The organism is Salinicola sp. RZ23, assembly GCF_003206675.1.
Taxonomy (GTDB): Bacteria; Pseudomonadota; Gammaproteobacteria; order Pseudomonadales; family Halomonadaceae; genus Salinicola; species Salinicola endophyticus.
The window spans coordinates 25,910-52,614 of record NZ_PZJK01000013.1; the positions used below are offsets into that span (position 1 = coordinate 25,910).

21 protein-coding genes are annotated in these 26,705 nt (G+C 67.2%); 11 read left to right on the forward strand and 10 right to left on the reverse strand.

Translation table 11 applies throughout. From position 1 onward, the window contains the following. Position 1: 1 nt before the first annotated feature. Together modB and modC are read left to right on the forward strand one after the other, a co-directional pair. Positions 2-697 (forward strand): molybdate ABC transporter permease subunit, encoded by a 696-nt coding sequence (modB, locus tag DOM67_RS12700; protein WP_110676405.1) that lies wholly within the window; start codon positions 2-4, stop codon positions 695-697. After that, positions 694-1,794, forward strand: a complete 1,101-nt coding sequence (gene modC / locus DOM67_RS12705; RefSeq protein ID WP_110676407.1) for a molybdenum ABC transporter ATP-binding protein — start codon at positions 694-696, stop codon at positions 1,792-1,794. Before modB ends, modC begins: the two co-directional genes overlap by 4 nt. Before the next feature lie 665 nt (positions 1,795-2,459). Here modC and DOM67_RS12710 read toward each other — a convergent pair. Beyond that, positions 2,460-3,092 (reverse strand): TetR family transcriptional regulator C-terminal domain-containing protein, encoded by a 633-nt coding sequence (locus DOM67_RS12710; RefSeq protein ID WP_110676409.1) that lies wholly within the window; start codon positions 3,090-3,092, stop codon positions 2,460-2,462. Between the two features lie 195 nt (positions 3,093-3,287). Between DOM67_RS12710 and xdhA the strand changes: the two genes are divergently transcribed. From xdhA to guaD, 4 genes are read left to right on the forward strand one after another with little or no spacing between them, the layout of a single operon-like run. Continuing rightward, a complete protein-coding gene (xdhA, locus tag DOM67_RS12715; RefSeq protein WP_110676411.1) occupies positions 3,288-4,736 on the forward strand; it encodes a xanthine dehydrogenase small subunit in 1,449 nt (482 codons plus the stop codon). Continuing rightward, the gene (xdhB, locus tag DOM67_RS12720; RefSeq protein WP_110676413.1) at positions 4,720-7,161 is read left to right on the forward strand and encodes a xanthine dehydrogenase molybdopterin binding subunit; all 2,442 of its coding nucleotides are present in this window, start codon (positions 4,720-4,722) and stop codon (positions 7,159-7,161) included. The genes xdhA and xdhB overlap by 17 nt, the downstream gene beginning before the upstream one ends. Continuing rightward, on the forward strand, positions 7,158-8,051 hold the full coding sequence (xdhC, locus tag DOM67_RS12725) for a xanthine dehydrogenase accessory protein XdhC (RefSeq protein ID WP_110676415.1): 894 nt from the start codon (positions 7,158-7,160) through the stop codon (positions 8,049-8,051). Before xdhB ends, xdhC begins: the two co-directional genes overlap by 4 nt. 16 nt (positions 8,052-8,067) lie before the next feature. Continuing rightward, positions 8,068-9,402 carry a guanine deaminase gene (gene guaD / locus DOM67_RS12730; RefSeq protein ID WP_110676417.1) on the forward strand — a complete coding sequence of 445 codons (1,335 nt, stop codon included), beginning with the start codon at positions 8,068-8,070 and terminating at the stop codon, positions 9,400-9,402. A gap of 22 nt (positions 9,403-9,424) precedes the next feature. On the opposite strand, the gene DOM67_RS12735 is transcribed toward guaD, so the two are convergent. Next, complete coding sequence (locus DOM67_RS12735) at positions 9,425-10,396, reverse strand: hydroxymethylglutaryl-CoA lyase (protein WP_232825248.1); 972 nt, start codon at positions 10,394-10,396, stop codon at positions 9,425-9,427. Continuing rightward, positions 10,396-11,598, reverse strand: coding sequence for a CoA transferase (locus DOM67_RS12740; RefSeq protein ID WP_110676421.1), 1,203 nt, complete (start codon positions 11,596-11,598; stop codon positions 10,396-10,398). Before DOM67_RS12740 ends, DOM67_RS12735 begins: the two co-directional genes overlap by 1 nt. A 187-nt stretch (positions 11,599-11,785) precedes the next feature. Here DOM67_RS12740 and DOM67_RS12745 point away from each other — a divergent pair, with 187 nt between their 5' ends. Beyond that, a complete protein-coding gene (locus tag DOM67_RS12745) occupies positions 11,786-12,787 on the forward strand; it encodes a LysR family transcriptional regulator (protein WP_110676423.1) in 1,002 nt (333 codons plus the stop codon). Here the strand turns inward: DOM67_RS12745 and DOM67_RS12750 are convergent. The 4 genes from DOM67_RS12750 to DOM67_RS12770 form a co-directional block, all read right to left on the reverse strand. Beyond that, positions 12,772-14,178: a mannose-1-phosphate guanylyltransferase/mannose-6-phosphate isomerase gene (locus tag DOM67_RS12750; RefSeq protein ID WP_110676425.1), complete on the reverse strand. Its 1,407-nt coding sequence runs from the start codon at positions 14,176-14,178 to the stop codon at positions 12,772-12,774. The genes DOM67_RS12745 and DOM67_RS12750 overlap by 16 nt on opposite strands. Before the next feature lie 107 nt (positions 14,179-14,285). Beyond that, a complete protein-coding gene (locus DOM67_RS12755) occupies positions 14,286-15,641 on the reverse strand; it encodes a UDP-glucose/GDP-mannose dehydrogenase family protein (protein ID WP_110676427.1) in 1,356 nt (451 codons plus the stop codon). A 442-nt stretch (positions 15,642-16,083) separates the two neighbouring features. Next, positions 16,084-16,308, reverse strand: a complete 225-nt coding sequence (locus DOM67_RS12760) for a hypothetical protein (protein WP_110676429.1) — start codon at positions 16,306-16,308, stop codon at positions 16,084-16,086. A 420-nt stretch (positions 16,309-16,728) separates the two neighbouring features. Beyond that, a complete protein-coding gene (locus DOM67_RS12770; RefSeq protein ID WP_110676433.1) occupies positions 16,729-17,109 on the reverse strand; it encodes a histone-like nucleoid-structuring protein, MvaT/MvaU family in 381 nt (126 codons plus the stop codon). A gap of 424 nt (positions 17,110-17,533) precedes the next feature. On the opposite strand from DOM67_RS12770, the gene DOM67_RS12775 reads away from it, so the two are divergent. Next, positions 17,534-18,421 carry an N-acetylmuramoyl-L-alanine amidase gene (locus DOM67_RS12775; RefSeq protein WP_232825249.1) on the forward strand — a complete coding sequence of 296 codons (888 nt, stop codon included), beginning with the start codon at positions 17,534-17,536 and terminating at the stop codon, positions 18,419-18,421. Here the strand turns inward: DOM67_RS12775 and DOM67_RS12780 are convergent. Then, the gene (locus DOM67_RS12780; RefSeq protein ID WP_110676435.1) at positions 18,375-18,923 is read right to left on the reverse strand and encodes an XRE family transcriptional regulator; all 549 of its coding nucleotides are present in this window, start codon (positions 18,921-18,923) and stop codon (positions 18,375-18,377) included. The genes DOM67_RS12775 and DOM67_RS12780 overlap by 47 nt on opposite strands. Positions 18,924-19,064: 141 nt before the next feature. Between DOM67_RS12780 and DOM67_RS12785 the strand changes: the two genes are divergently transcribed. Next, positions 19,065-20,249, forward strand: a complete 1,185-nt coding sequence (locus DOM67_RS12785; RefSeq protein WP_110676922.1) for a benzoate/H(+) symporter BenE family transporter — start codon at positions 19,065-19,067, stop codon at positions 20,247-20,249. On the opposite strand, the gene DOM67_RS12790 is transcribed toward DOM67_RS12785, so the two are convergent. Both DOM67_RS12790 and DOM67_RS12795 read right to left on the reverse strand, forming a co-directional pair. After that, the gene (locus tag DOM67_RS12790) at positions 20,246-21,139 is read right to left on the reverse strand and encodes a transglutaminase family protein (protein ID WP_348627303.1); all 894 of its coding nucleotides are present in this window, start codon (positions 21,137-21,139) and stop codon (positions 20,246-20,248) included. The genes DOM67_RS12785 and DOM67_RS12790 overlap by 4 nt on opposite strands. A 142-nt stretch (positions 21,140-21,281) precedes the next feature. After that, complete coding sequence (locus tag DOM67_RS12795) at positions 21,282-23,837, reverse strand: circularly permuted type 2 ATP-grasp protein (RefSeq protein WP_157958860.1); 2,556 nt, start codon at positions 23,835-23,837, stop codon at positions 21,282-21,284. A gap of 421 nt (positions 23,838-24,258) precedes the next feature. Between DOM67_RS12795 and DOM67_RS12800 the strand changes: the two genes are divergently transcribed. Next, positions 24,259-25,713 carry a circularly permuted type 2 ATP-grasp protein gene (locus DOM67_RS12800; protein ID WP_110676441.1) on the forward strand — a complete coding sequence of 485 codons (1,455 nt, stop codon included), beginning with the start codon at positions 24,259-24,261 and terminating at the stop codon, positions 25,711-25,713. A 3-nt stretch (positions 25,714-25,716) separates the two neighbouring features. Beyond that, positions 25,717-26,703 carry an alpha-E domain-containing protein gene (locus tag DOM67_RS12805; protein WP_110676443.1) on the forward strand — a complete coding sequence of 329 codons (987 nt, stop codon included), beginning with the start codon at positions 25,717-25,719 and terminating at the stop codon, positions 26,701-26,703. Positions 26,704-26,705 lie beyond the last annotated feature (2 nt).

Below are 26,705 nucleotides of genomic sequence, written 5' to 3' on the forward strand. Positions count from 1 at the left end.
GGTGCTCTCGGACGCCGAATGGCAGGCGCTGGCGCTGAGCCTCAAGATCGCCGGCAGCGCGGTGGGCTGGACCCTGATCCCCGGAGTCGCACTGGCCTGGCTGCTGGCGCGCCACGAGTTTCGCGGCAAGGCACTGCTGGATGGTGTCATCCACCTGCCGCTGGTGCTGCCGCCGGTGGTGGTGGGCTATCTGCTGCTGCTGGCGCTGGGGCGCCAGGGCTGGGTAGGGCACTGGCTGCAGACGACGCTCGGCGTCACCCTGCCGTTCACCTGGCAGGGCGCCGCCGTGGCCGGCGGGGTCATGGCCTTTCCGCTGCTGGTACGCGCGGTGCGGCTGTCGCTGGAAGCGGTCGATCCCAAGCTCGAGGCGGCCGCGGCAACCCTCGGCGCCGGGCGCTGGCGAGTCCTCTTCACCATCACCCTGCCGCTGGCCCTGCCCGGCCTGCTCACCGGCAGCGTGCTGGCCTTCGCCCGCGCGTTGTCGGAGTTCGGCGCCACCATCACCTTCGCGTCGAACATTCCCGGCGAGACCCGAACCCTGCCGCTGGCGCTCTACACGCTGATCCAGACACCCGGCAAGGAGGCCGCCGCCGCACGGCTGTGCGCGCTCTCCATCGCCATCGCGATGCTCTCGCTGATCGCTTCCGAGTGGCTCGCCCGCCGCGCCCGGCGGCGCCTGCAGGAGCGCGACCGATGAGCACACTGACGACCACCAGCGCCCTTTCACTCGATCTGCGCAAGCGGCTCGGCGACTTCACCCTGGAGGTGGCCCTGGAGGTGGCAGCAAGCGGCGTCACTGCGCTGTTCGGCGAGTCCGGCAGCGGCAAGACTAGCCTGCTGCGCCTGATCGCCGGTCTCGACCGCCCGGATGCAGGGCATGTGCGCCTGGGCCAGCAGTGGCTGACCCACTGCCAGCGCGGTATCGCGGTACCCGTGCATCGGCGCCGACTCGGGGTCGTGTTCCAGGAGCCGCGCCTGTTTCCCCACTACCGTGTGCGCAGCAACCTCACCTATGGCATGCCGCGGGCCGCCCGTGGGCGCTTCGACGACCTGATCGCACTGCTGGGTATCGAGCCGCTGCTCGAGCGCCTGCCGGGCACGCTCTCCGGCGGCGAAGCCCGGCGCGTCGCCGTCGGCCGTGCGCTGCTCGCCCAGCCCCGCCTGCTGCTGCTGGACGAACCGCTGACCGGTCTCGATGGCGAGCGCAAGCAGGAGCTGCTGCGCTACCTGGTGCGGCTGACCCGGGAGATCGACATTCCCGTGCTCTACGTCAGCCACGACACCCAGGAGATCACCGCCATCGCCGACCACCTGGCGCTCATCGACAGCGGGCGCCTGGTGGCCCACGGCCCGCTCGATGCGCTACTGCTGCGACTCGATCTCGGCGGTCGCCTGGGAGGCTTCGACGCAGCATCACGGCTGTACGGCAGAGTGAGCGCCCAGGATGCCCACTACGCACTCACCCAGATCACCCTGGCCGATGGCCAGAGGCTACGTGTGCCGCGTATCGATCAACCGCTCGGCAGCGGGGTACGTCTGCGTGTCGGGGTACGAGATGTCGCGATCGCTCTGGCCATGCCGGCAGATACCAGCTATCGCAACGGTCTCGTGGCGCGCATCGTCGATACCGCCCCCTCGACGCACGACCCCAGCGCCCAGGAACTGCGCCTGGCGGTCGGCGAGCAGTCGCTGCGCGCCCGCCTGACTCGACAGGCATGCGACGAGATGGGCCTGACACCGGGGCGGGAGGTCATCGCCCTGATCCGCAGCGTCGCTTTCGAGGCGCCAGGCTGAGTCGATCCGCCAATCACGTGAGGACGGCAGCGCGAAGACAATCCCTTTCCGTCTCGAATGGCTGCATCAGGGTTTTTCTTCAACCGAAACAACGGCTTCTCTTGGCGGGTACAGGCCCGCTCACCGAGCACTGTTTCTTTTTGTAATTATTGGATTTTAAACGAAAAAGTCATTAGCTGTCGGCGTCGTCGCTCGGCTAGAATGGCCATGGCAGGAAGCCTGGCTCAGGGACCCCGCTCAAGGATCGAGCGTGATGGCAAGGATCGCGCCAGGGAGAGCCCAGGGATAGATCGAGAGCAAATGGAGCTTGCCGGCGCTCAAGGTCGAGACTCGACAGGAGGTCGAGTGCGAAGGGACTCGCTTCCGTCGTGGTGTTCTCGACGTGCTATTGTCGCCGTTTTACCCTCATCGTCTGCTCCCCACCTTGATCGTACGTGTCGCTACGCCACGGCTACCCGATCTTCTTCTATCGCCCCCCGTTACCGAACGCCTTTCCATTGCCCGTATCGCTATAGACCGCCCTTCTATCGACAGCCCCTTCTATCCGAATGCGCCGCGCTATCCATGCGCTTGCAGACACGCCTTACACTCTGATCCCTGACCTCTCTGCCACAAGCCTGCGACTGCCTGACGGTGCAGGGAGATCGTGCCATGGCGATCACGCTTCACGCCCGCGTCAGCCCGCACCCTTTCAGAATCACCTGGCACAGACAGTCGCTGGCCGCAGCGAAGTCGGCATCCCCCAGCTGGGCCTGTCCGGTGATGCCGATCACCTGTGCCTCGAAATCGGCGTAGTGCTGGGTCGCCGACCAGATCAGGAAGATCAGCCACACCGGGTCCACCGGATCCATGCGCCCCTGCTCGGCCCAGCGCCGGAAGATCGCCGCCCGCGACTCGACCCACTCGCGCATGCTGCCGGCGAGAGTCTCCTGCAGAAACGGCGCCCCCTGCAGTATCTCGTTGGCGAACAGCCGCGAGCTGAGCGGATGCGTCTGGCTAAGCGCCATCTTGCTGCGGATGAACGCCTCGATCACCGTGGCCGGGTCGTCCTCTTCGCTGATGTCGCTGAGCGCGGTGTTCCAGCGCGTCATGGTGCGTTCCAGCAGTGCCACGTAGAGCCGTCGCTTGCTGCCCACGTAGTAGAGCACGTTGGACTTGGGCAGCTCGGCGGCGGCGGCGATCGCCTGGATACTGGCGCCACGGTAGCCGTGGCGCGCGAAGACCAGCTCCGCGGCGTCGAAGATCCGCCGTTCGTTACGCTCACGAACCGTCGGTCCCGCTGCACTCGAGTCGTTCACGCGCTCTCCTTGAATCGTCGATGGTCCACGCGCAATCTTACCCGAACCCTCTTGCCTCCGGGCACGCGATCGGAGAACCTGTAACGACTTGACCGATCGGTCAGCTTTTACCGGCTCTCGTCATGCGGCGTCGGCATCCGTCGCGCCGCCGCATGACGCCCCAGATAACGACAACACCACCACCATGGGTGAGCGATGATCGAATTCTTCCTCAACGGCCGACGCCAGTGCGTCGAGGCCGCGCCCGGGACCAGCGTGCTGGAGCTGCTGCGCGAGACGCTGGGTCATTGCGGCACCAAGGAGGGCTGTGCCTCGGGCGACTGCGGCGCCTGCACCGTGGCGATCGCCGAAGCCGAGTCGGCCCAGCCCGCGCCCTGGCGCACCGCCAACGCCTGCATCACGCCGGCGCATCAGCTCCAGGGCTGCCATCTGGTCACGGTAGAGGGGCTGGCGCAGGGTGAGGCGCTGCATCCGGCCCAGGCCGCCATGGTCGAGTGCCACGCCAGTCAGTGCGGCTTCTGTACTCCCGGCATCGTGATGTCGCTGTTCGCCCTGCACGAGTCGCGCCGCCAGGTGCCCGCCACCCCGCTCGCGTCGCAGACGCTGGAAGCCGCACTGGGCGGCAACCTGTGCCGCTGCACCGGCTACCGCCCGATTCGTGACGCTGCCCATGCCATGTCGACACAGCCCGACAGCCCCCCCGCCTGGGCCGAGGATGCCAGCCTGGAGAGCACCTGGCGCGCCCTCGGTCGCGCCAGTTGCGCCACCCACTACCATACGCCACAGCACCTCACCGAGCTTAAGCAGCTGCGCCGTGAGCACCCCCAGGCCCCGCTGGTGGCGGGTGCCACCGACCTGTGGCTTGGCGCCACCCAGCGGCTCGAACAGTGGCCCGTGGTGATCGATCTGCGCCAGGTCGCCGAACTGCGCCGCATCGAGGCAGAGGAAACGGGATGGTGGATCGGTGCGGCGGTCACCTACCGGGAGTGGGAGCCACTGCTGCAGGCCCACTACCCCGCCTTCGCCCACCTGCTCGAACGTCTCGGCTCGGCCCAGATTCGCCACCGCGCCACGGTCGGCGGCAATATCGCCAACGCCTCGCCCATCGGCGACACCCCGCCGGTGCTGCTGGCGCTCGAAGCACGCCTCAGGCTGGCCGGCCCCGAGGGCGAACGCGAACTGCCGCTCTCGGCATTCTTTCTCGACTACCGCAAGACCGCCCTGCGCGCGGGCGAGTGCATCGTCGCCATCTGGCTACCGCGCCCCGAACCCGACGCACAGCTACGGGTATGGAAACTCTCCAAGCGCCGTGAGGATGATATCTCGACCCTGCTCGGCGCCTTCCACTGGCGTCAGACGGGGGAGCGGCTGCACGACGTGCGCGTGGCCTTCGGCGGCATGGCGGCGACCCCGCTGCGAGTGCCCACGGTAGAGGCCGCACTCGAGGGCAAGCCAGCCACTTCGGAGACCTTCGCCGACGCCAAGCACGCCCTGCGCGCGGCGCTGACGCCGCTGGACGACGTCCGCGGTTCCGCCGAGTATCGGCTGACCGCCGCCGCCAACCTGCTCGAGCGCTGGGCGCTGACCCTCGACCCGAGCCGCGACGATACCCAGGAGGTGGCGCTCGATGCGTACGCTCACTAAACGTCTGCAGGCCAATCACACCCGCGTTGAGGCGCGCCCGCCGGTGCCCGCCACCGAGGCCCCGGTGCAGGGTGACGAGCCGCTGGCGCGGGAGGCCATCGACCCGACCCCGCCAAAGGCGCGCCATCCCCACGCCGCGCGCCACGAGAGCGCGGTCAAGCATGTCACCGGACGCGCCCACTATATCGATGACCTACCGGCACCCGCGGGCGCCCTGCACGCCATGGTCGGCCTGAGCGAGGTCGCCCACGGCCGCTTGCTCCGGCTCGATCTCGACGCCGTGGCCCGCAGCCCCGGAGTGGTCGACGTCATCAGCGCCGGCGACATTCCCGGCCACCGTGATATCGGCCCGGTCTTCCCGGGGGATCCGCTGTTCGCCGAGACGGCCGTGAGCTACGTCGGCCAGCCGCTGTTCGCCGTGGCCGCCACCAGCTATGCCGCGGCACGTCGCGCCGTGCGCGCCGCGGTCATCGAGATCGAACCGCGGGCGCCGCGTTTCGATCCGGTCGCCGCCGCCGCGGCCAGAGAGTTCGTGCGCCCTTCCCACCGCCAGGTCGGTGGTGACTGGGCCCAGGCCCTGGCGCAAGCGCCCCATGTACTGGAAGCACAGCAGTTCGTCGGTGGCCAGGAGCACTTCTACCTCGAGGGGCAGGCGTGCCTGGTCATCCCCAGCGAAGACGAAGGGGTGACCGTCTACACCTCGAACCAGCACCCCAGCGAAACCCAGAAGCTGGTCGCCGAGGTGCTCGATATCCCGTTCCATGCGGTGACGGTGGAGAACCGACGCATGGGTGGCGGCTTCGGCGGCAAGGAGACCCAGGCCGCGCCCTGGGCATGCATGGCGGCGCTGCTCGCCCGGCGCAACGGCCGCGCGGTGCGTCTGCGCCTGCCACGGGCAGAGGATACCCGCGCCACTGGTAAACGCCATCCGTTCCACAACCGCTACCGCCTGGGAATCGATGACGACGGCGTGATCGTGGGCGGCGACATCGAGCTGATCGGCGACTGCGGCCACTCGCCGGATCTCTCCGAGGCGGTGGTCGACCGCGCCATGTTCCACGCCGACAACGCCTATTCCCTGGGCGCGGCACGGGTCACCGGCCACCGCGCGCGCACCCACACGGCCTCCAACACCGCCTTTCGCGGCTTCGGCGGCCCCCAGGGGATGATGATCATCGAGCGCGCCATGGACGATATCGCCCGGCATCGCGGCGAGGACCCACTGACCATCCGCCAGCGCAACCTCTATCGCCCTGGCCGCGAGACCACCCACTACGGCCAGCACGTCGACCAGCACCCGCTGCTGCATCACGTGGTCGAACGCCTGACCCACAGCAGCGACTACTGGCAGCGCCGCGACGAGATCACCGCGTTCAACCGTCACAGTCCGGTGATCAAGCGCGGCCTGGCGCTGACGCCGGTCAAGTTCGGCATCTCCTTCACCGCCAAGCATCTCAACCAGGCCGGTGCCCTGCTCCACGTCTATACCGATGGCAGCGTGATGATCAATCACGGCGGTACCGAGATGGGACAGGGCCTGCACACAAAGATCTGCCAGGTGGTGGCGCGGGAGCTGGGGATCGAGCTGGGGGCGGTGCGCATCAGCGCCACGCGCACCGACAAGGTACCCAACACCTCGCCCACCGCAGCTTCCAGCGGCGCCGATCTCAACGGCATGGCGGCGCGCGACGCTGCCATCCAGGTGCGCCGGCGGCTGCTCGACTTCGCCGCCGAGCACTATCAGTGGGACCGTGAGGGACTCGAGTTGGAGGAGGGGGCGCTGATCGCCGGCAACGGCGATACTCGCCATCGGGTCGCCTGGGGTGAGCTGATCCAGGCCGCCTATCTGGCCCGGGTCTCGCTTTCGGCGACCGGCTTCTACGCCACCCCGCTGATTCACTACGATCGTGCCAGCGGCCAGGGGCGCCCGTTCTACTACTTTGCCTACGGCGCCGCGGTGAGCGAGGTGCGCGTGGACACCCTGAGCGGCGAGTACCGGGTGGAGCGCGTCGACGTGCTCCACGACGTGGGCGACTCGCTCAACCCGGCCATCGACCGCGGCCAGGTGGAGGGTGGCTTCATCCAGGGGATGGGCTGGCTGACCAGCGAGGAGCTGAAATGGAACGCCGAGGGCCGACTGCTCAGCGACGGCCCGGCCACCTACAAGATTCCCACCTTCGGCGACCTGCCGCCGGTCTTCAACGTCGAGCTGCTGGAGGGGCACCCCAACTCCCAGGCCAGCCTCTACCGCTCCAAGGCGGTGGGCGAGCCGCCGTTCATGCTGGCAATCTCGGTCTGGTCGGCGCTGCGCGACGCCCTCGCCAGCCTGGTCGACTACTGCGAGAGCCCGGATCTGGATACGCCGGCAACGCCCGAGCGCGTGCTGCTGGCGGCAGAGGCCCTGCGCCAGCGGAGCCGTTCATGAGCCCAGCCCCGGAGAACCCCGCAGCCGCATGGCCACCGGAGCCCTGGCACGCGGCACTCCACCGGCTGCAGCAGGCGGGCGAGCCCCACGTGCTGGCGAGTATCGTCGCGGCCAGCGGCTCGACCCCGCGGGAGCCAGGGGCCAAACTGGTGATCACAGCAGCCCAGGCGTTCGACACCCTGGGCGGCGGCCACTTCGAGCAGCAGGTGATCGCCCTGGCGCGGGAGACCCTGGCGGCGGCGCCTGCCACGCCGCAGACCCGCCTGGAGACCTTTGTCCTCGGCGCCCGCTCGGGCCAGTGCTGCGGCGGCTGCGTGCAGGTGCTGATCGAGAGTTTCCCCGGCACTGAGCAGCGTCTGAGCCTGTTCGGCGCCGGCCACGTGGGCCAGGCGCTGGTCGCCCTGTTGGCGCCGCTGCCATGGCGGATCGACTGGTTCGACAGCCGTACGGCGGCGTTCGAAGGTAGCGCCGGCGGCCCCCGGGTGCACTGCCACGGTTTCGACGCCGAGGCGCCGGAGGCCACGCTGAAGGCACTGGTCGGACACGGCCACGTGCTGATCATGACCCACGACCATGCCCTCGACCGCCGGCTGCTGGCCGCGCTGGCGCCGCGTGACGATCTCGCCTCGCTGGGGCTGATCGGCTCGGCCAGCAAGTGGTCGAGCTTTCGCGCGGCGCTGGGCCGGGCCGGTCTCGGCGAGTCGGCACTCGAGCGGATACGCTGCCCCATCGGGCTCGCCGCCACTGCCGCCAAGCGCCCCCAGGAGATCGCCATCAGCGTCGCCGCCGAACTGCTGGCACTCTCCACACCGCCCGCTCTAGCGGATGACGACCACCATCGCGGCATCCCCGCGGCCACGCTGCGGGATGCCTTCCCCTCCGCTCGCTGACGATGACCTTGCCACCATGACCCACTCGCATAGACTGCTCCGCGGCGCCCTGTTCACCTGCCTCGACGATCCCGGCGAGGACAACACGCCGCTGCCCGACACCACCCGTTATCTCGAGGATGGCGCGATCTGGATCGTCGACGGCCATATCCACGCCGTCGACGACTACGCCACGCTGGCCGCCCAGCTGCCGCCGGAGATCGAGGTGGTCGACTATCGCGGCAAGCTGATGATGCCGGGCTTCATCGATAGTCACGTCCACTACGTGCAGCTCGATATCATGGCCTCCTACGGCCACCAGCTGCTCGACTGGCTCAACGACTACACCTTCCCCGCCGAGTGCCGCTTCGCCGACGCCGAGCACGCCCGGCACGCCGCCGAGCGCTTCCTCGACGAGCTGCTGCGGGCCGGCACCACCACCGCCCAGGTGTTCTGCTCGTCGCATCCGAACTCGGTCGACAGCTTCTTCAGCGCCGCCCAGCGGCGTCAGTTGCGCATGCTCGCCGGCAAGGTCCTGATGGATCGCCACGCCCCTGCGGCGCTCACCGACGATACCCTCGGTGGGGTGCGCGACAGCGAGCGGCTGATCGCCAACTGGCACGGCCGCGATCGCCTCGCCTACACCCTGACGCCGCGTTTCGCCCCGACCTCCACCCGCGAGCAGCTCGACGCCGTGGGCGGGGTACTGCGCAGCGCGCCGGATCTCTACCTGCAGACCCACCTGTCGGAGAATCGCGGCGAGATCGCCTGGGTCGCCGAACTCTTCCCGGAACGGCGCGACTATCTCGACGTCTACGAGCACTATGGGCTGGTCGGCCCGCGCAGCACCTTCGCCCACGGCATCCATCTGGATCACGACCAGCGCCGCCGCCTGGCCGAGCCCGGCGCCAACATCGCCTTCTGCCCGACCTCGAATCTGTTCCTCGGCAGCGGGCTGATGGATCGCCTGGCCTGCCGCGATGCCGGGCTGGCCACCTCGCTGGCCAGCGACGTCGGCGCCGGCACCTCGCTGTCGGGCTTCGGCACCCTGCAGGGGGCGTATCAGGTGGGAGCATTGCTGGGCCAGCCGCTGACCGGCTGGCAGGGGTTCTACCGGCTGACGCTGGGCAATGCCCGCGCACTGCACCTGGCGGACAGGATCGGTAGCCTGCAGCCGGGCTACGAGGCCGATATCGTGGTCCTCGATCCGGATGCCACACCGCTGCTGTCACGCCGCCTGAGCTGTGCCACGACGCTGGCCGAGCGCCTGTTCGCGCTGATGATGCTGGGTGACGACCGCACCGTGGCCGCCACCTGGGCCAATGGGCGGCCCGTGCATGTGCGCGACTCAGTCGCCGCGGGCAGCGCCTGAGCCGCACCGTCGGCGCTACTCGCTATCCGCTGCCCGTGGGCAGCGGATAGCGCCGCTCGGCGCTACCGGCCTTGACCACCTGGCCCGGCACCGCATGACCGACCAGCGCCGGCAGCTCCTCGGCCACCGCCAGCAGACGCGCCAGATCGACCCCGGTCTCCACGCCCATCTGGGCGAACATGTGGGCCAGATCCTCGGTGCAGACATTGCCGCTGGCGCCCGGGGCGAAGGGGCAGCCGCCAAGCCCACCGAGGGCGGCGTCGAAGCGCGTCACCCCCTGCTGCCAGGCACTGAAGGCATTGACCAGTCCCATCCCGCGGGTATCGTGCACGTGTAGCGTCAGTGGCAGCCAGGGCCAGCGCGCCAGAACCTCGCCGCACAGGGTCGCGACCTGCTGCGGATTGGCCATGCCGGTGGTGTCGCACAGACTGATCCCCTGAACGCCCAGCGCCAGCAGGCGCTCGATGATCTCCATCACCCGCCGCTGCGGTACCGCGCCCTCGAACGGACAGCCAAAGGCGGTAGAGATCGAGGCGTTGACATGGACCCCGCTGCCGCGGGTGATCTCGAGAATGCCGGCAAAGCGCGAAAGCGACTGCTCGGCGCTCATGCGCAGATTGGCGCGGCCGTGGCTATCGCTGGCGGAGAGCACCAGATTGATCTCGTCGACACCCACCGCCAGGGCACGCTCGGCGCCCTTCTCGTTGGGCACCAGCACCACGTAATCGACCCCGGGGACGCGCTCGATCCCCTGCATCACCGCCTCGGCGTCGCGCAGCGTGGGGATCGCTTTGGGCGAAGTGAAGGAGGTCGCCTCGATCTTGGCCACACCAGTGCGCGAGAGCGCATCGATCCAGCGGATCTTCTCCGCCGTGGGCACGAACCGGGGCTCGATCTGCAGGCCATCGCGCGGCGCCACCTCGTTGAGCGTCACCCGCTCACTGCCCCGCGGCATGCCGCCAGAGGCCGCCCCCGTCAAGGTGTTTCGAGACATCAGATCACCCCCCGCTCGCGCATCTTGGCCTGGGTCTCGCGGTCGATACCGAGTTCATCGAGCACGTCCTGGGTGTGCTGGCCCAGCGCCGGGCCGCCGCCGTGGATACGCCCCGGGGTACGGCTCAGCTTGGGCAGCACCCCGGGTACCTTGAGCTCGTCGCCATCGGCCAGGCGCACGCTCTCGATCATCTCGCGGGCCAGATAGTGGGGATCGGCGACGATATCTTCAGCGGTATAGGGATAGCCCACCGGCACATGGGCGCTCTCGAGGGTGTCCAGGACCTGATCGCGGGCACGCAGACGGGTCCACGCCTCGATCGCACCATCGATCAGGTCGGCATGCTGGCTGCGGCCATCGTTATGGGCGAGACGCGGATCCTCGGCCAGATCGGCACGACCGATCGCCTGCATCAGCCGCTTGAAAATACTGTCACCGTTGCCGGCGATCAGCACGTACTCGCCGCCGGCGCAGCGGTAGGCGTTGGAGGGGGTGATGCCGGGCAGCGCACTGCCGGCAGGCTCACGCACCACACCGGCGGCGTCGTACTCGGGCAGCAGGCTCTCCATCATGGCGAAGACCGACTCGTAGAGGGCGACATCGATATACTGTCCGCGGCCGCTGCGCTGGCGCTCCTGCAGTGCCAGCAGCGCGCCGATCACGCCGTAGAGCGCCGACAGCGAGTCGCCGATGCTGATGCCGACCCGCACCGAAGGCTGGTCAGGATGGCCAGAGAGATAGCGCAGGCCGCCCATGGCTTCGCCGATCACGCCGAAGCCCGGGCGATCACGGTAGGGGCCGGTCTGGCCGTAGCCGGAGATGCGCACCATGATCAGCCGCGGATTGAGCTCGCTCAGCGCTTCCCAGCCCAGATCCCACTGCTCCAGGGTACCGGGGCGGAAGTTCTCGACCACGATGTCCGCTTCTGCCACCAGCCGGCGCACCACCGACTGCCCCTCCGCCGTGCGTAGATCCAGCGCCAGCGAGCGCTTGTTACGGGTCTGCACGTGCCACCACAGCGAAGTGCCATCCTTGAGCACGCGCCATTTGCGCAACGGGTCCCCCGTACCGGGCGGCTCGATCTTGATCACGTCGGCGCCGAATTCACCCAGCAGCTTGCTGGCGAAGGGCCCCGCGATCAGCTGTCCCAGTTCGATCACCTTGAGCCCGGCCAGCGCCTGGGCACCGTCGTTTGCCGACATCGCCTTCTCCCATGGTTGGCAGCGGCAGGCGCGGGCGCCATACCGCGTGGCGCGCGCCGGCCGCCGATGCCAGGCAGCATGGCGTAGCCCGACGGCGCCGACAATTGGGCAATCGTCAAGCAAGGCTTCGCCAAAGACGAATGCTGGGTTAGGCTCTGGGGCCCCTTCGTCAGCCTGCAGCTCAATCATGAAGCGACTCGATTTCACCACCCTGCGCCTGTTCATCGCCATTGCCGACTCGCATAGCCTGACCCGGGCGGCGGCGCGCGAGCACCTGGCGCTGGCAGCGGTGAGCAAGCGCATCAGCGACCTCGAGACCCAGCTCTCGACCACCCTGCTCTACCGCCGACCGCGCGGCGTCGAGTTGACCCCGGCGGGCCATGCGCTGTTGCACCACGCGCGGCATATGCTGGATAGCCTCGACCATCTGACCGCGGATCTGAGCGAATACAGCGTGGGGGTCCGCGGGCACGTGCGCATGCACGCCAACACCTCGGCGGTGATCGAGTTCCTGCCCGAGGATCTGAGCGACTTCACCTGGCGCTACCCGCAGATCCGCATCGACATGCAAGAGCGCCTGAGCCACGAAATCATCGCTGCCGTGCGTGAAGGGCTCACCGATATCGGCATCTTCTCGGCGCATATCCCCGCCGCCGAGCTGCAGACCCGCGCCTATCGCCGCGACCGGCTGGCGCTGGTGACCGCCAGCGACCACCCGCTGGCAGGACGCGACAGTATCGCCTTTGCCGAGACGCTGGATTACGACTTCATCGGACTGGAGCAGGACTCCTCGCTGCACAGTCTGTTGCAGCAGGATGCCCAGCGCTTGAAGCGCGCGCTGCGCATGCGCATTCAGGTGCGCAGTTTCGAGGGCATCTGCCGCATGATCGATCGCGGCATGGGGGTGGGCATTCTGCCGGCGCGCGCGGTCTCGGCCTACCGCGGCAGCCTGTCGCTGGCAACGGTCCCGCTGAGCGATACCTGGGCCGAGCGCGAGCTGGTGATCGGGATGCGTGACTATGACTCGCTGCCACTGATCGCGCGTGAGATGGTCGACCACCTGACCACGGCGGGCGAGCGCGCCGATACCTTGGGACAGCGTCAGTCGCGTGCCGCTGAGGCAAGTACTCCCGTGGCGAAGAACCCCGAAGCAGAGACTCCCGAGGTGGGCGCTCAGTCGCGTCGATAGACGTCGTCGAAGCGCTCGATATCGTCCTCGCCCAGATAGCTGCCACTCTGGATCTCGATCAGTTCGAGCGGGATCTTGCCCGGGTTCTCGAGCCGGTGCACCATCCCCAGCGGGATATAGGTGGACTGGTTCTCGGTCAGCAGGAAGGTGTCGTCCCCGCAGGTCACCCGTGCGGTACCGCACACCACCACCCAGTGCTCGGCACGGTGGAAGTGCTGCTGCAGCGAAAGGCGCCCACCCGGCGCCACGCAGATATGCTTGACCTGATAGCGCGCGGCGCGATGCACGCCATCGTAGCTACCCCAGGGGCGATGTACGCGACGGTGGAGATCCCACTCGCTGCGGTTGTCGCGCTTGAGCGCCGCGGCGATCCGCTTGACCTCCTGGGCCTGCTCGCGATGGGTCACCAGCACCGCATCCGAGGTCTCCACGATCAGCAGGTCATCGACCCCCACCGCCGTGACCAGGCGGCTTTCGGCATGGATCAGACTGCCGTGAACATCCTCGGTGATGACGTCGCCACTGAGCGCATTGCCCGCGGCATCCTTGTCGGCGATCTCCCACAGCGCCTGCCACGAACCGACATCGGACCAGCCAGCGTCGAGCGCCACCACGCAGCCCTCGGCGGTATTCTCCATCACCGCGAAGTCCACCGACTCGGCTTCGCAAGCGGCGAAGGGGGCCGGTGCCACGCGCAGGAAATCGAGATCCGACTGACGCGCCTCCCAGGCGGCGGTCACCGCGTCGAGCATGTCCGGGCGATGTGCGCCCAGCTCCTCCAGGTAGCGGTCGGCGCGCATCAGGAACATGCCGCTGTTCCACAGATAGCGCCCGCTGGCGAGGTAGGTTTCCGCGGTCGCGGCATCGGGCTTCTCGACGAAGCGCTGGATCGGCACCGCCAGCTCGGCGCTCGGCGGCTCACTCGCTTCGATATAGCCGTAGCCGGTCTCGGCGCGGGTCGGCGTCACCCCGAAGGTCACCAGCCGTCCCTGGCGGGCCGCCGCCTGAGCCGGCCCCAGCGCCGCACGCAACGCTTCGGGGTCACGGATGGCATGATCCGCCGGCAGTACCAGCAGCATGGCGTCGGGATCGCGCACCATCGCCTGCAGCGCGGCCAGGGCAACTGCCGGCGCGGTATTGCGCGGCGCCGGCTCGAGCAGGATCTCCGCACGCCAGCCGGCCCCGCGCAGCTGCTCGGCGACCACGAAGCGATGCGCCTCCTGGCACACCACGATGGGATCGGCGGGCTCGATGCCAGCAAAGCGATCCAAGGTCTCGAGCAGCATGCTGCGCGGCCCGACCACCGGCAGGAACTGTTTGGGAAAGCTCGCTCGCGACATCGGCCAAAGCCGGGTGCCGGCACCGCCGGCGAGCACCACGGGAATCAACATGCGCTGGCGTCCTCACTGGGTCGATACACGAACGGTCGGTGATCTGTCAGGCCAACCCGGGCCTGATACCGAGGGCGCCGCGGCCCGCCAGCCGCGGCGGACTGGTGTCAGCGCGCGCGCGGCGCGTCCCGGTCGAGCGAGTCGCCGCGCCCCACGGCAAAGTAGAGCAAGCCAGCGTCGCGTACCGCCGCCGGATCGAACAGATTGCGGCCGTCGACGATCACCGGCGTGGCGAGTTCCTGCTTGAGCTGAGCGAAATCGACCGTGCGGAACGACTTCCACTCGGTGCAGATGACCAGCGCATCGGCCCCCACCACGGCCTCGTCTCGGGCGTCGACCAGGGTCAGGTCGTCACGCTCACCGTAGAGCCGGGCACACTCCTCCATCGCTTCGGGGTCGAAGGCGCGCACCCTGGCGCCGGCGGCCCACAGCGCCTCCATCAGCGCCCGGCTCGGCGCTTCGCGCATGTCGTCGGTGTTGGGCTTGAACGCCAGCCCCCAGATCGCCACCACCTTGCCCGCCAGGTCACCATCGAACGCCTGTTTCAGCTTGGCGAAGAGCGTGGCCTTCTGACGCTCGTTGACCGCTTCCACCGCATCCAGCAGTTGGGCCGGATAGCCGATCTGTGCCGCCGTACGCGACAGCGCCTGAACGTCCTTGGGGAAACAGGAGCCGCCGTAGCCACAACCTGGATAAATAAAGTGATAGCCGATACGCGGGTCGCTGCCGATCCCCCGGCGTACGTTCTCGACATCCGCACCGAGGCGCTCGGCGAGATTGGCGATCTCGTTCATGAAGCTGATCTTCGTCGCCAGCATGGCGTTGGCCGCATACTTGGTCAGCTCGGCGCTACGCACGTCCATGAACATCAGCTTCTCGGCGCGCCGGTTATAGGGCGCGTAGCACTCGCGCATGAGCGTCTTGACGCGTTCGGCGTCCGTCCCCACCACGATACGCGCACCGTGGGTGAAGTCTTCGATCGCCGCCCCCTCCTTGAGGAACTCAGGGTTGGAACAGACATCGAATGGCAGCTCGACGCCACGCCCGGCGAGGGTCTCGGCGATCGCCTCGTGCACACGGTCAGCGGTGCCCACGGGCACGGTGGATTTATCGACCACCACCTTGTAGGCATCCATATGCTCGCCAATCGAGCGCGCCACGGCGAGCACGTACTGCAGATCGGCACTGCCGTCCTCGTCGGGCGGCGTGCCCACGGCAATGAACTGCAGGGTCCCGAACGCCACCGCTTCCCGCGCATCGGTGGTGAAGGTCAGCCGCCCATGGGTCACGTTCTCGGTGACCAGCGCCTCCAGCCCGGGTTCGTAGATCGGAATCTCGCCACGCTTGAGCCGCGCGACCTTGTGTTCATCGATATCCATGCACATGACTTCGTGACCTGCATCTGCCAGACAGGCCCCCGTGACCAGGCCAACGTAGCCCGTGCCGAAAATCGTGATTCGCATTGCGGTTCCTTCGACTTCGAATGAGAGCGCCCGCGCGCCGCGATACCCCTACCGCGACGATGACCGAGCGCAGGATAGCTGGTGCCAATGGTAAAGGGTTTTGGCCTGCGTGGCGCGCTCCGAGAGGCGCAAAAGCGCAAGCTTCCGCCTGCCCGCGGTGACTTGACGATGTCTGGCGACAGACCACTGAGCAAGGCGTTGCGCATGCTGGCGCCACAGGCGCAGGCATGCTTAAAAGTGCGGTTTAAGGTGATAAAACGCCACTTGGCGTCGCGAAACACTTTAACTCGTGATAATCGCAAACGCGGTCTTCGATAAACTATTTCATGATCCAGGTTTTACATAACGCAACGCTGCGTTTTCACATAACGCAACGCTACGTTGCCGGGCGGAAACAGCAAGGGACAACGCGCATGAAGCTTAAAAACAGCCCAACCGGGATTCAAGAAAGGTGTTTCAACCGGGTCAGCGTCGTCAGCATATCGAGCACGCACTGCTGACTCAGCGCATATTCCGACATCAGCGCGCGGAGGCGCTCTTCGAACTGCGGGCGTTCGTCGACGGGGGACGCGGAGGCCTGACGTGAACCACCGTCGAGCTCACGTAGCGCCTGCGCAAAAGCATCATCCAATTCTCGGAACTTACGGAGTTTATCGCGTTCGTTCATGTGTGGGCGTGGCATAGAGTAACGATCGTTGGCTGCAATGGCCGGACACCGTCAGGTGTAGGCAGTTAGGGTGAATGACCTGAGCAGGAGTACGCCTGTGACGATCGGGCGAACCATTCTCGACAGGGTCGCAAGCGGACCCCAACAGGCTTTCAGCTGGTCGTCGAAGAGCATAGCGGAATTCCGGCACGAAATCATCTACCGCGTAGACGCCCTAAATGCGGGCTACTCACCGCGCGTGCTGGCGGACAAGTATGCGACAAGGTCCCGGAAAGTCACGATGATATTCATGGACTGAACAACAAAGAGCGCCCACCCTTGAGGGTAGACGCTCTTTCTGAAGCGATCTGCTCGGGCTCGACCAGAGCTGTGTCAGGATGCCGTCTGGCCCCTACACCTCTCGCCGAGACCCGAATCGGATCACTCTTCGGTACGCACGACCCAGGATTCCACGGTGTCGCCGCCGTGCTCTTCCTTCCACGCTTTCAGCGTTTTATGGTTACCGCCACGCGTCTCGACCACTTCCCCCGTATTGGGGTTCTTGTAGATCTTGAGCTTGCGTTTGCGACGGCCACCGGCGCTGGCAGGTTGCGCATTGGCAGCAGCAGCGCTGCTGGGACGCGGGCTAAGCAGTTCGATAACGTCGGAGGCGGACTTACCATACTCCGCCATCAGGGCCTCGAGCTTCTCCTTGAATTCGAGCTCGGCCTTGAGGCGCTGGTCGCCTTCCATACGTTTCAGCTCTTCTTCTAACTGCTTAAGGAGCTGTTCCTTTTTGACGTAGTCACTGAGAAGAGACATTCTGAGTTCCGTTGCAGATTGATTGGCCCTCACATTATTGCGCTAAAATCGTAATATGCAACCCTTTTGCAATGATATTTTTTTGCTTACCAGTGGTTAATAAGGCGTTTCTTGGATACCCGCCGCGCCGCGGGATAACCCAACTCCGGGCACGTCGTATAATGAACTTTCTGATACCGGCTGAATCGATCAAACGGACCGTTTGGTACGTATTCTTTTGCCGCAGGCAAAATAGGCGCCGTGCGTGGCGCAGAGCGTTGCCGAGGCCGCTATGCTAACGCCCGCCACGCGCTGAAGCGGCTCATGGCCGATACTGCCAGACGTCGGCAATCCGGGAGCTGTCCCTGGTAACTTCTAGGCTTGGAAATGACACACCGTGATATATCTGGGATGTAAGACTCCGACCGCACGCGCCTGGCGACTGTTGATTCTCGTCACGTTACTCACTGTCATCGCCGGCTGTGCCGGATCCGGCCTGGCGCAGCGCGACGGCTATGTCGCCGATCGCCGCCAGCAGTCGAGCGCGTTCAACGAGCGCGTGCGCTATGTGGTGCTGCACTACACCGACTCCGAGGCGCCACGCGCACTGCGCACGCTGATGGGCCCCAAGGTCAGCGCCCACTATGTGGTGTCGCGCACACCCGACCAGCGTGGTGGCGAACCGCTGGTGTGGCAGTTGGTCGATGAGGAGAAACGCGCCTGGCACGCCGGCGTCAGTGCCTGGGAGGACCGCACTCAGCTCAACGACTCATCGATCGGTATCGAGATCGTCAACCGAGGCCCGAGCCATGACGCCTCGTCAGGTGACTGGGAGCCCTACTCCGAAGCGCAGATTGCGGCGGTCATCGCACTCGTCGGTGATATCGTCCGACGCTATCGGCTGCCGCCCACGGCGATCGTCGGCCACGCCGATATCGCCCCCGAGCGCAAGATCGACCCGGGTCCGGCCTTTCCCTGGCAGCGTCTCCATGCCGCCGGCATCGGTGCCTGGCCGGATGCCGCCAGCGTCGCCCGCTATCGACAACGTTTCGCCCGTTGCCCGCCGACGCTCACGCAGTTGCAGCGCGCGCTCGGCGCCTACGGTTATGCGCTGCCCGCCAGCGGCGCGCAAGATACGCGGACCCAGGCGGTCTTGCGCGCCTTCCAGATGCACTTCCGACCGGCGGACTACCGTGGCGAACCCGACGCAGAGAGCGCAGCGATCGTCTGGGCACTGCTCGCCAAGTACCGCCCCGAGGCATTGAAGGAGCCGCACCTGGCAACGCTCACATGCCCGCCGGATAGTGGATCAGATCGTGGATTCGCGCCCTAGCCGCATCGAGATTGCGATAGGCATGGGGTCGGTCGGCGGCGAAGCGCATGGCATCGCCGGTTTCCAGACGGTGCCACTGCCCCTCGATCGCCAGCTCCATCGCGCCCTCGATCACCACCACGTGCTCGACGATCCCCGCCGCATGGGCCGGCGACTCGCTGAACGTGCCCTGAGGAAGATCGATGACGAACATCTCGAACCCCAGACCGGGGTCAAAGGCAAACAGCGGCAGCACGGTCATGCCTGACGCATCGTGATGCCAGGGGGTCGATGATCGGCTGGCCGGGGTCAGCCCCGGCGCCAGAAAGTAGCTCATGGGCACGCGCAAGCCACTGGCGATCTTCCATAGCGTGGCGACCGTGGGGACCGACTCTCCGCGTTCGATCTGCCCCAGCATCGCCTTGCTCACACCGGTCTCCCGGGAGACGCCATCCAGGCTCATCCGGCAAGCCTGGCGACGCGCCTTGAGTCGCTGACCCAGCGCCGCGAGATCGGCTTCCATGACAACTCCTCTTCCGTCACATGGCGGTTTGCACGACTATCTTCCGCAATACGCGCGCCAGAGGCAATGTGCGTTATAGCGCACATTGCCTCCGCGAGATCCGTGCGTTATAACGCACGGATCATTTTCGAGATCTTCGCCATGCCCAACTCAACCTTCTGGCGCGACAGCAGCCCCGCCCACGTCACCGCCGGTTTCGTCGCCGTGCTGGTCGGCTATAGCAGCTCCGCGATCATCATCTTCCAGGCCGCCGCCGCCGCGGGTGCCTCGCCGGGTCAGATCGGGGCCTGGCTGAGCGCCCTGGGTCTGGCGATGGGCATGACCTCGATCGGACTTTCGCTGCGCTATCGGCAGCCGATTCTCACCGCCTGGTCGACACCCGGGGCCGCGCTACTCGCGGTGAGTCTGCCCGGCAGCTCGCTCAACGAAGCGATCGGGGTCTTCATGTTCTGCGCCCTGCTGGTGCTGATCTGCGGCATCACCGGCTGGTTCGCGCGGCTGATGCGGGTGATTCCGCAGTCGATCGCGGCGGCGATGCTGGCAGGCGTGCTACTGCGCTTCGGCCTCGATGCGTTCGTCTCGCTGGGCCACGAGTTCACCCTGGTACTGGTGATGCTGGCGACCTACCTGATCGCCAAGCGCTGGCTGCCCCGCTACGCCATCCTGCTGGTGCTGGTGCTGGGTCTCGCATGTGCCGCCGCACTGGGCAAGATCGATACCGAGGCGGCGCGCTGGTCGTTCGCGCTGCCGCTGCCGATCATGCCCCATTTCAGCCTTGCCAGCCTGCTCGGCATCGGCCTGCCCCTGTTCGTGGTCAGCATGGCCTCGCAGAACGCTCCCGGCGTCGCCACGCTGCGCGCCGCAGGCTATGACACCCCGATCTCGCCGCTGATGATCTGGACCGGCCTGGCCACGCTGCTGCTGGCGCCCTTCGGGGCCTTCAGTGTATGCCTCGCCGCCATCACCGCGGCGATCTGCATGGGCAGCGATGTCCACGCCGATCCGGCGCGACGCTACCCGGCCGCGGTCTGGGCGGGGCTGTTCTATCTGCTCGCGGCGGTGTGCGGCGGCTCGATCGGCAGTCTGTTCGACGCCCTGCCGCGGGAACTGGTCGTGGCCCTGGCAGGCCTGGCGCTGCTGCCGACCATCGCCACCAGCCTGCACCGGGCACTGCGCGAGGAGGCCCAGCGTGAGCCGGCCATGATCACCTTTCTGGTCACCGGTTCCGGCGTGAGCCTGTTCGGCATCGGCGCCGCCTTCTGGGGGCTGGTCGCAGGGATGCTGGCACTGGGAGTCGCCGGCTTTGGCCGCCACTCACGATCCTAGGCGGGGTCGACGGCCAGCGGCTCCACGTCCACCGCCACCTCCAGCGCATGCGAGCCACCGCCGCTCATCACCCCTTTCAGCGGCGGCACGTCGCCGTAGTCGCGGCCCCAGCCGGTGATCAGATGCCGCTCGCCGGGCAGTGTGCCGTTGGTCGGATCGAACTCCAGCCAGCCCCAGCTGGGCAGATAGAGCGCGCTCCAGGCGTGGGAGGCGTCCGCACCCACCATCCGCGGCTGACCCGGCGGCGGTCGCGTTTCGAGATAGCCGCTGACATAGCGCGCGGCGAGCCCCAGCGAGCGCAGACAGCCGACCATCAGATGAGCGAAGTCCTGGCACACGCCGCGGCGCGCCTCGAGCACATCGAGCACCGGTGTCGCCAGCGTGGTGTAGCCGGGATCGTAGAGGAAGCCTTCGAAGATACGCTGATTGAGTTCGGCGGCCGCCTCGATCAGTGGCCGCCCCGGTGTGAAGCTGATGGCAGCGAAATCGCGCAGCGCCGCGTGGCGGGCAACGAATGGCGAATCGAGCTGGTAGGGCCGACACGCCACCCGCTCGCGGCTGGTCGCACGTACCGCTTCCCAGGCACCGACCGCAGGTGGCTGTGGCCGCGGGCCAGTGGAAAGGCAGGTCTCGGCGGTCACCGTCAGGCTCTGATGTATCTCTTGAACACTGAAGTAGTTGACCTCGTTGCCGAACACATCGCGCCGCGTCTGCAGCACGGCCGGCACCGGCGTCACCGTCAAGCGGGTCGGCTCGGAGAGCTGCCAGGTCAAGCGCCGCGGCGTCAGGCGCGCCTCGTTGTGGCACAGCGAGACCGGCGCGGCATAGTCGTAGCGGGTACTGTGGCTGACGCGATAGCGCATGAAGTCCGTTTCTCTCTCTAGCGACACCCGCGGCTCCTATCTAGACAACCCACGAGCTAGACAACCCACGAGCTAGACAACCCACGAGCTAGACAACCCGCGATCCAGGCATCCCACGATCCAGACGCCATGAGACGCTTCTCCAGGCAGTCTGCGCGGCGTCGTGCCCTCAGGGCGCCTGCATCGGAATCAGCTGACGTGGTGCCTCGGCGTGGCTGAAGTGGCTGTGCTCGATCGCCTGGGACAGCGCCGCCAGCGGCTCGGCCAGTGCATCCAGCAGAGTCGACAGGGCCTGCCTCGCCTGCGGCAGCAGAGCACTCTCGGCCAATGCGTCGAGATCCGCCAGATGCAGCGCGGCGCGCGCGCGAATCAATAGCCGCGCCTCGTCGCTGCGATAGGGCGTATCCTGCGGCTGGGGCAGATGCGCGATCTGACGCTCCAGGCGTTTGAACATATAGCCGATCGAGCGCGGATTGCCCTCATCGAACAGCAGCAGATCGAGAATCGCCGCCGGATAGAGCTCGCTACGATAGCGCCGACGGTAGGCGCTCGCGTTGTCGGTGGTCGCCAGCACCACTTCCCATAGGCCATCGCCGGCCAGTGGGGCACCGTCGGCCTCCGGCGCGGCCTGGGGGGCCTCGATCAGCGCCACCCGCAGCAGTCGCAAGGTCAGCATGGCGCGCTCGATGAAGCGCCCGATGTCGAGAAAACGCCAGCCGTAATGGTGCGGCATGGTCTCGTTACAGAAGCCGAAGAACGCCGCCGACTGGGTGATCAGCGCTTCCACCGCGCGCCGTCCTTCATGGATGCCCGCCTGCGGCAGGCGCACCCCCTCCTGATGCAACTGGTTGAATACCCGCCAGGCGTCGTCGCCGAGATGGTCGCGCACCGCCCGGCCATTGGCCACCAGCCGCGCCAGCAGGTTGGGCAGCGCCTCTGGATGGCTCTCCTTGAATAGCGACAGGAGCTGCTCGCGGTCGTGCTGGAAGCGGCTCTGGACAGGATCGACCAGTCCCCGCTCGAGACCCAGCAGCCGGAGCAGATCGTCCAGAGCCGGGTCGGCGAGGCTCTCCTGATCCTGTTCCATCAGGCGATAGATCGCTTCGCGCAGCAGCCGCGCGTGGCCATCCAGGCGCTCGCCGTAGCGCCCCAGCCAGAACAGGCTCTCGGCCACCCGGCTGGGCAGATCGGCGCCGTCCCGGGTGACCACGAACGGCTGCGATGCACGCCGCAGGCGGCTGACGTGGGGCTGCGGCGAGGTCGCGCTGACCCACACGTCCTTGACGCACTGGCTCGTCGCCATCTCCGCCCCGGGCAGCCCCTGCCACGCCACCCCGCCCGGCATCGCTTCGAAACCCGCCGGATGGCGGTGGTCGTCATAGCGCGCCTGCACGAAGCAGCGCAGATTGAAGGTCGCCGGCGTCAGCGAACCGCCGACATGAGTCATGAACGGCGCCGTGGCGCCCTCCAGCGGACGCGACGCCACATAGTGCTCGGGGTTCGCCACCAGCGCCTCGCGCAGTGCCGCTCGCGCTGCCGGCGATAATGTTTTGGGTTCGCTGATCGCGTGGCCGGCGTCGACGCGCTGAAAGCGCAGACGCTCGAAGTCGGCGAGCGCCCAGGCCAGCCCCGCCGTCTCGCCACACCAGTGCGACTCGGGCCCCGCCATCGCCAACGGCTCGCCCAGCAGGCGCTCGCACAGACGCGGCAGATAGGCCGCGATCAGCGGGTTCTCGAGCACGCCGACACCCGGTGGGTTGGCCACTCCGACACCGCCGCCACGAATCGCCGCCAGCAGCCCGGGCACGCCGATCAGCGAGTCGGCCTCCAGCTCCAGCGGATCGCTCCAGGCGTCGCCGATCTGCTTGAGCAGCACGTCCACCGGCTCCAGCCCGCCCAGGGTGCGCATCCATACCCGCGCATCGCGCACCACCAGGTCGCTCCCCTCGACCAGCGCCAGGTTGAGATAGTTGGCCAGGTAGGCGTGTTCGAAATGGCTGGCGTGTGCCGAGCCCGGTGCCAGCAGCGCGATCCGCGGCTGGTCCAGCGTCAGCGGCGAGAGTGCGCCGAGGGCGTGGTGCTGACGCTCGAGGAAGCCCGCCAGGCGACGCAGCGGGGCGTTGCGATAGACACCGGGGAAGGCGCGCGCCATGGCGATCCGATTCTCCAGCGCGAAGCCCATGCCGGTCGGTGTCTGCAGATGATCGGCGAGCACGCACCAGCGACCCTCGCTGTCGCGGCTCAGATCCACCGCCAGCAGTGACAGCGCCGGCCCGCGCTTGCCGTAGAGACGGTCGCAGGCGAGCAGAAACCCCGGATTGGCGAACAGCGCATCGGCGGGCAACACGCCCTCCTCGAGCATGCGCCGGGGGCCATAGATATCTGCCAACAGCGCGTCGAGCAGGCGCATGCGCTGGAGTAGCGCGCCTTCCAGGCCCTGCCACTCGGTCGGCGTGATCACCAGCGGCAGCGGGTCGAGCCGCCACTGGCGCAAGCTCTCGGGATCATCGGCCGAGCGCCCGTAGGTGACGCCGTTCTCGTGCAGCAGGCGCTGAATCTCCTCGACCCGCTGCGCCAGGGTGTCAGGATCGAGACGTTCCAGCGCCGTCAGCAGCGGCTGCCAGCGGCGCCTCAGCGAACCGCGTGAGGTCACCAACAGATCAAAGCCCGACTCTGTCTCATAGTCGCCCAGCCAGGGCCTGGTGAGGGTATCGATCTCAGCCATCGCTGCCTTGCTACCTTTGCTCGGGCACATCCGGCCAGCGTCGAGTCCGGCCTCCTGCCGGACCATGCGAACCACCCAGGGGCGGCCCGACCAGTCTCACGTGGGACGTCGGCCCGCTACACCAGGCCGACGGTGATGCGCGTCAACTACCGCCGCATGCACTGGCGCCAGCTTAATCCCACCACCTGCCGGCGTCACCTCTGATCGCCTTATCGGCCGCCGGCGCATTCCCTGCAGCCCGGTCAACCGCCCTACTGTCACCAAGGCGCTGCACGACGCCCCCGGCCCACGGTGGCACGACAGCTCAGCGGCCGCCGCCGCACATCACAGGTGACAGTTTGGTCCAGCGCTCACTATGCTGAGACGACGACACAACAACACGACGACCGGCCAGACCGATTCGCCGGCAGGAGCTTGAGCGATGGGCAATGTGGATTGGCAGCAGTACCCCGGCAGAGACTTCTACGACGAACTGATCGCCGCCGGGGGTGCACCACGGCCAGCCGCGGCGCCGCTGTGCGACATGCTGCAGAGCTTCACCCCGAGCGAACTCAACGAGCGCAAGCTGGCCGCCGAGGTGGCGATCCGCACCATGGGGATCACCTTCACCGTCTACTCCGAAGGCAGCACCATCGACCGCGCCTGGCCGTTCGACATCGTCCCGCGAATCATCCCCGCCAGCGAATGGCGCGGCATCGAGGCGGGCCTGAAACAGCGCGTCGACGCTCTCAACCTGTTCATCGATGACCTCTACCACGATCAGAAGGTGATCAAGGACGGCATCCTGCCCGGTGAGATCCTGGCCCAGTCAGTCAATTTCCGCCCCCAGTGCCGCGGCATCGATCCGCCCCATGGCATCTGGGCCCACATCTGCGGTTCCGATCTGGTGCGTGACGGCGACGGCACGGTCTACGTCCTCGAGGACAACCTGCGTGTTCCCTCCGGCGTCTCCTACATGCTCGAGAACCGCAACGTGACCAAGCGCGTGCTGCCGGAGCTGTTCCAGACCGGGCGCATCCTGCCGGTAGATGACTACCCGGCGCAGCTCTACGACACCCTGGCCAGCCTCTCGCCGCGTCCCGGCGACGAGCCCCAGATCGTGGTGCTGACGCCTGGCATCTACAACTCCGCCTACTACGAGCACGCCTACCTGGCGCAGCAGATGGGGGTGGAGCTGGTCCAGGGCTCCGACCTGATCGTCGACGACGATGACGTGGTCTACATGCACACCGTCGACGGGCTCAAGCGGGTCGACGTGATCTATCGTCGTATCGACGATCTGTTCCTCGACCCGGAAGCCTTTCACCCCGACTCGATGCTCGGCACGCCGGGACTGATGCGGGCCTGGCGTGCCGGCAAGGTGGCACTGGCCAATGCCCCCGGTGCCGGCGTCGCCGACGACAAGGTGGTCTACGCGTTCGTGCCCAAGCTGATTCGCTACTACCTCGACCAGGAGGCGACGCTACCCAACGTGCCCAGCTACCTGTGCATGTTCGACGACGACCGCCGCTACGTGCTCGACCACCTCGACGAGCTGGTGGTCAAGCCGGCCAACGAGTCCGGCGGCTACGGCATGCTGATCGGCCCACGCGCGACCGCGGCAGAGCGCGCCGCCTTCGCCGAGCGCATCGAGGCCGATCCACGCAACTACATGGCGCAGCCGACGCTGGCGCTGTCTACCACACCGACCCTGTTCGACGGCGCTCCCGAGCCGCGCCACGTCGATCTACGTCCGTTCATCCTCTCGGGACCGGAGACCCATGTCACCATGGGCGGACTGACCCGGGTGGCGCTGGTCAAGGATTCGCTGGTGGTCAACTCCTCCCAGGGCGGGGGCAGCAAGGACACCTGGATCGTCGACACCGAGGAGGATTGAGCCATGCTGTCACGCGTCGCCGAAAACCTGTACTGGATGGCCCGTTACGTCGAACGCGCGGAGGACACCGCGCGACTGATCAGCGTCAACAGCAATCTGCTGCTGGACATGCCGGCACGCGCCGCGCTGAGCTGGTCGACCCTGATCGACATCACCGGCAGCGAAGAGACCTTCGATGCGCTCTACACCGAGCGCAGCGAGCGCAACGTGATCGACTTCCTGTGCCTGTCGCGGGAGCACTCCGGCTCGATTCTCTCCTCGCTGGCCAATGCCCGTGAAAATCTGCGCACCACCCGTGACGTGGTACCGCGGGAGATCTGGGAGGAGCTCAACCAGTGCTATCTGGAGATTCAGGAGCAGACTCAGACCGGGCTGAAACCGCGCCATCGCGACCCCTTCCTCAAGAGCGTGGTACGCGCCTGCCAGACCCTGACCGGCCTGATCGAAGGCACCCTGAGCCACACCGAGGCGCGCACCTTCCTCTCGCTGGGACGGCACCTGGAGCGCGCCGACATGACCACGCGCATCCTTGACGTCCGCTCCGACAACCTGCTGCCACGCAGCCCGGAAGAGCTGATCCCGTTCGAGCACCTGCAGTGGATGAGCGTGCTCAAGTCGCTCACCGCCTACCAGATGTACCGCCAGGCGGTGAGACTGCGGGTGCGCGGGCCCGATGTGCTGCGCTTCCTGCTCCAGGATCACGATCTGCCGCGCTCGGTGCTGCGCAGCCTCGAGGAGGTCAGTTGGGAGTTGCAGACCCTGCCCAACCACGACCGGCCGCTGGCGGTGGCGACGCTGGTGCGCGCCGAGGTCGCCGAGGCCGACGTCCAGACCCTGGCTCGCGCCCCGGAGCAGCTGCACCAGCTCATCGACGAGTTCCAGATCGGTTTCAACAACCTGCATGAAGCGATCGCTGGCGCCTACTTCGTGGTGCGTCCGGTCAAGACTGCCAGCGCCCAGGAACGTACCCTCGGCGACGACGACGATTGAGC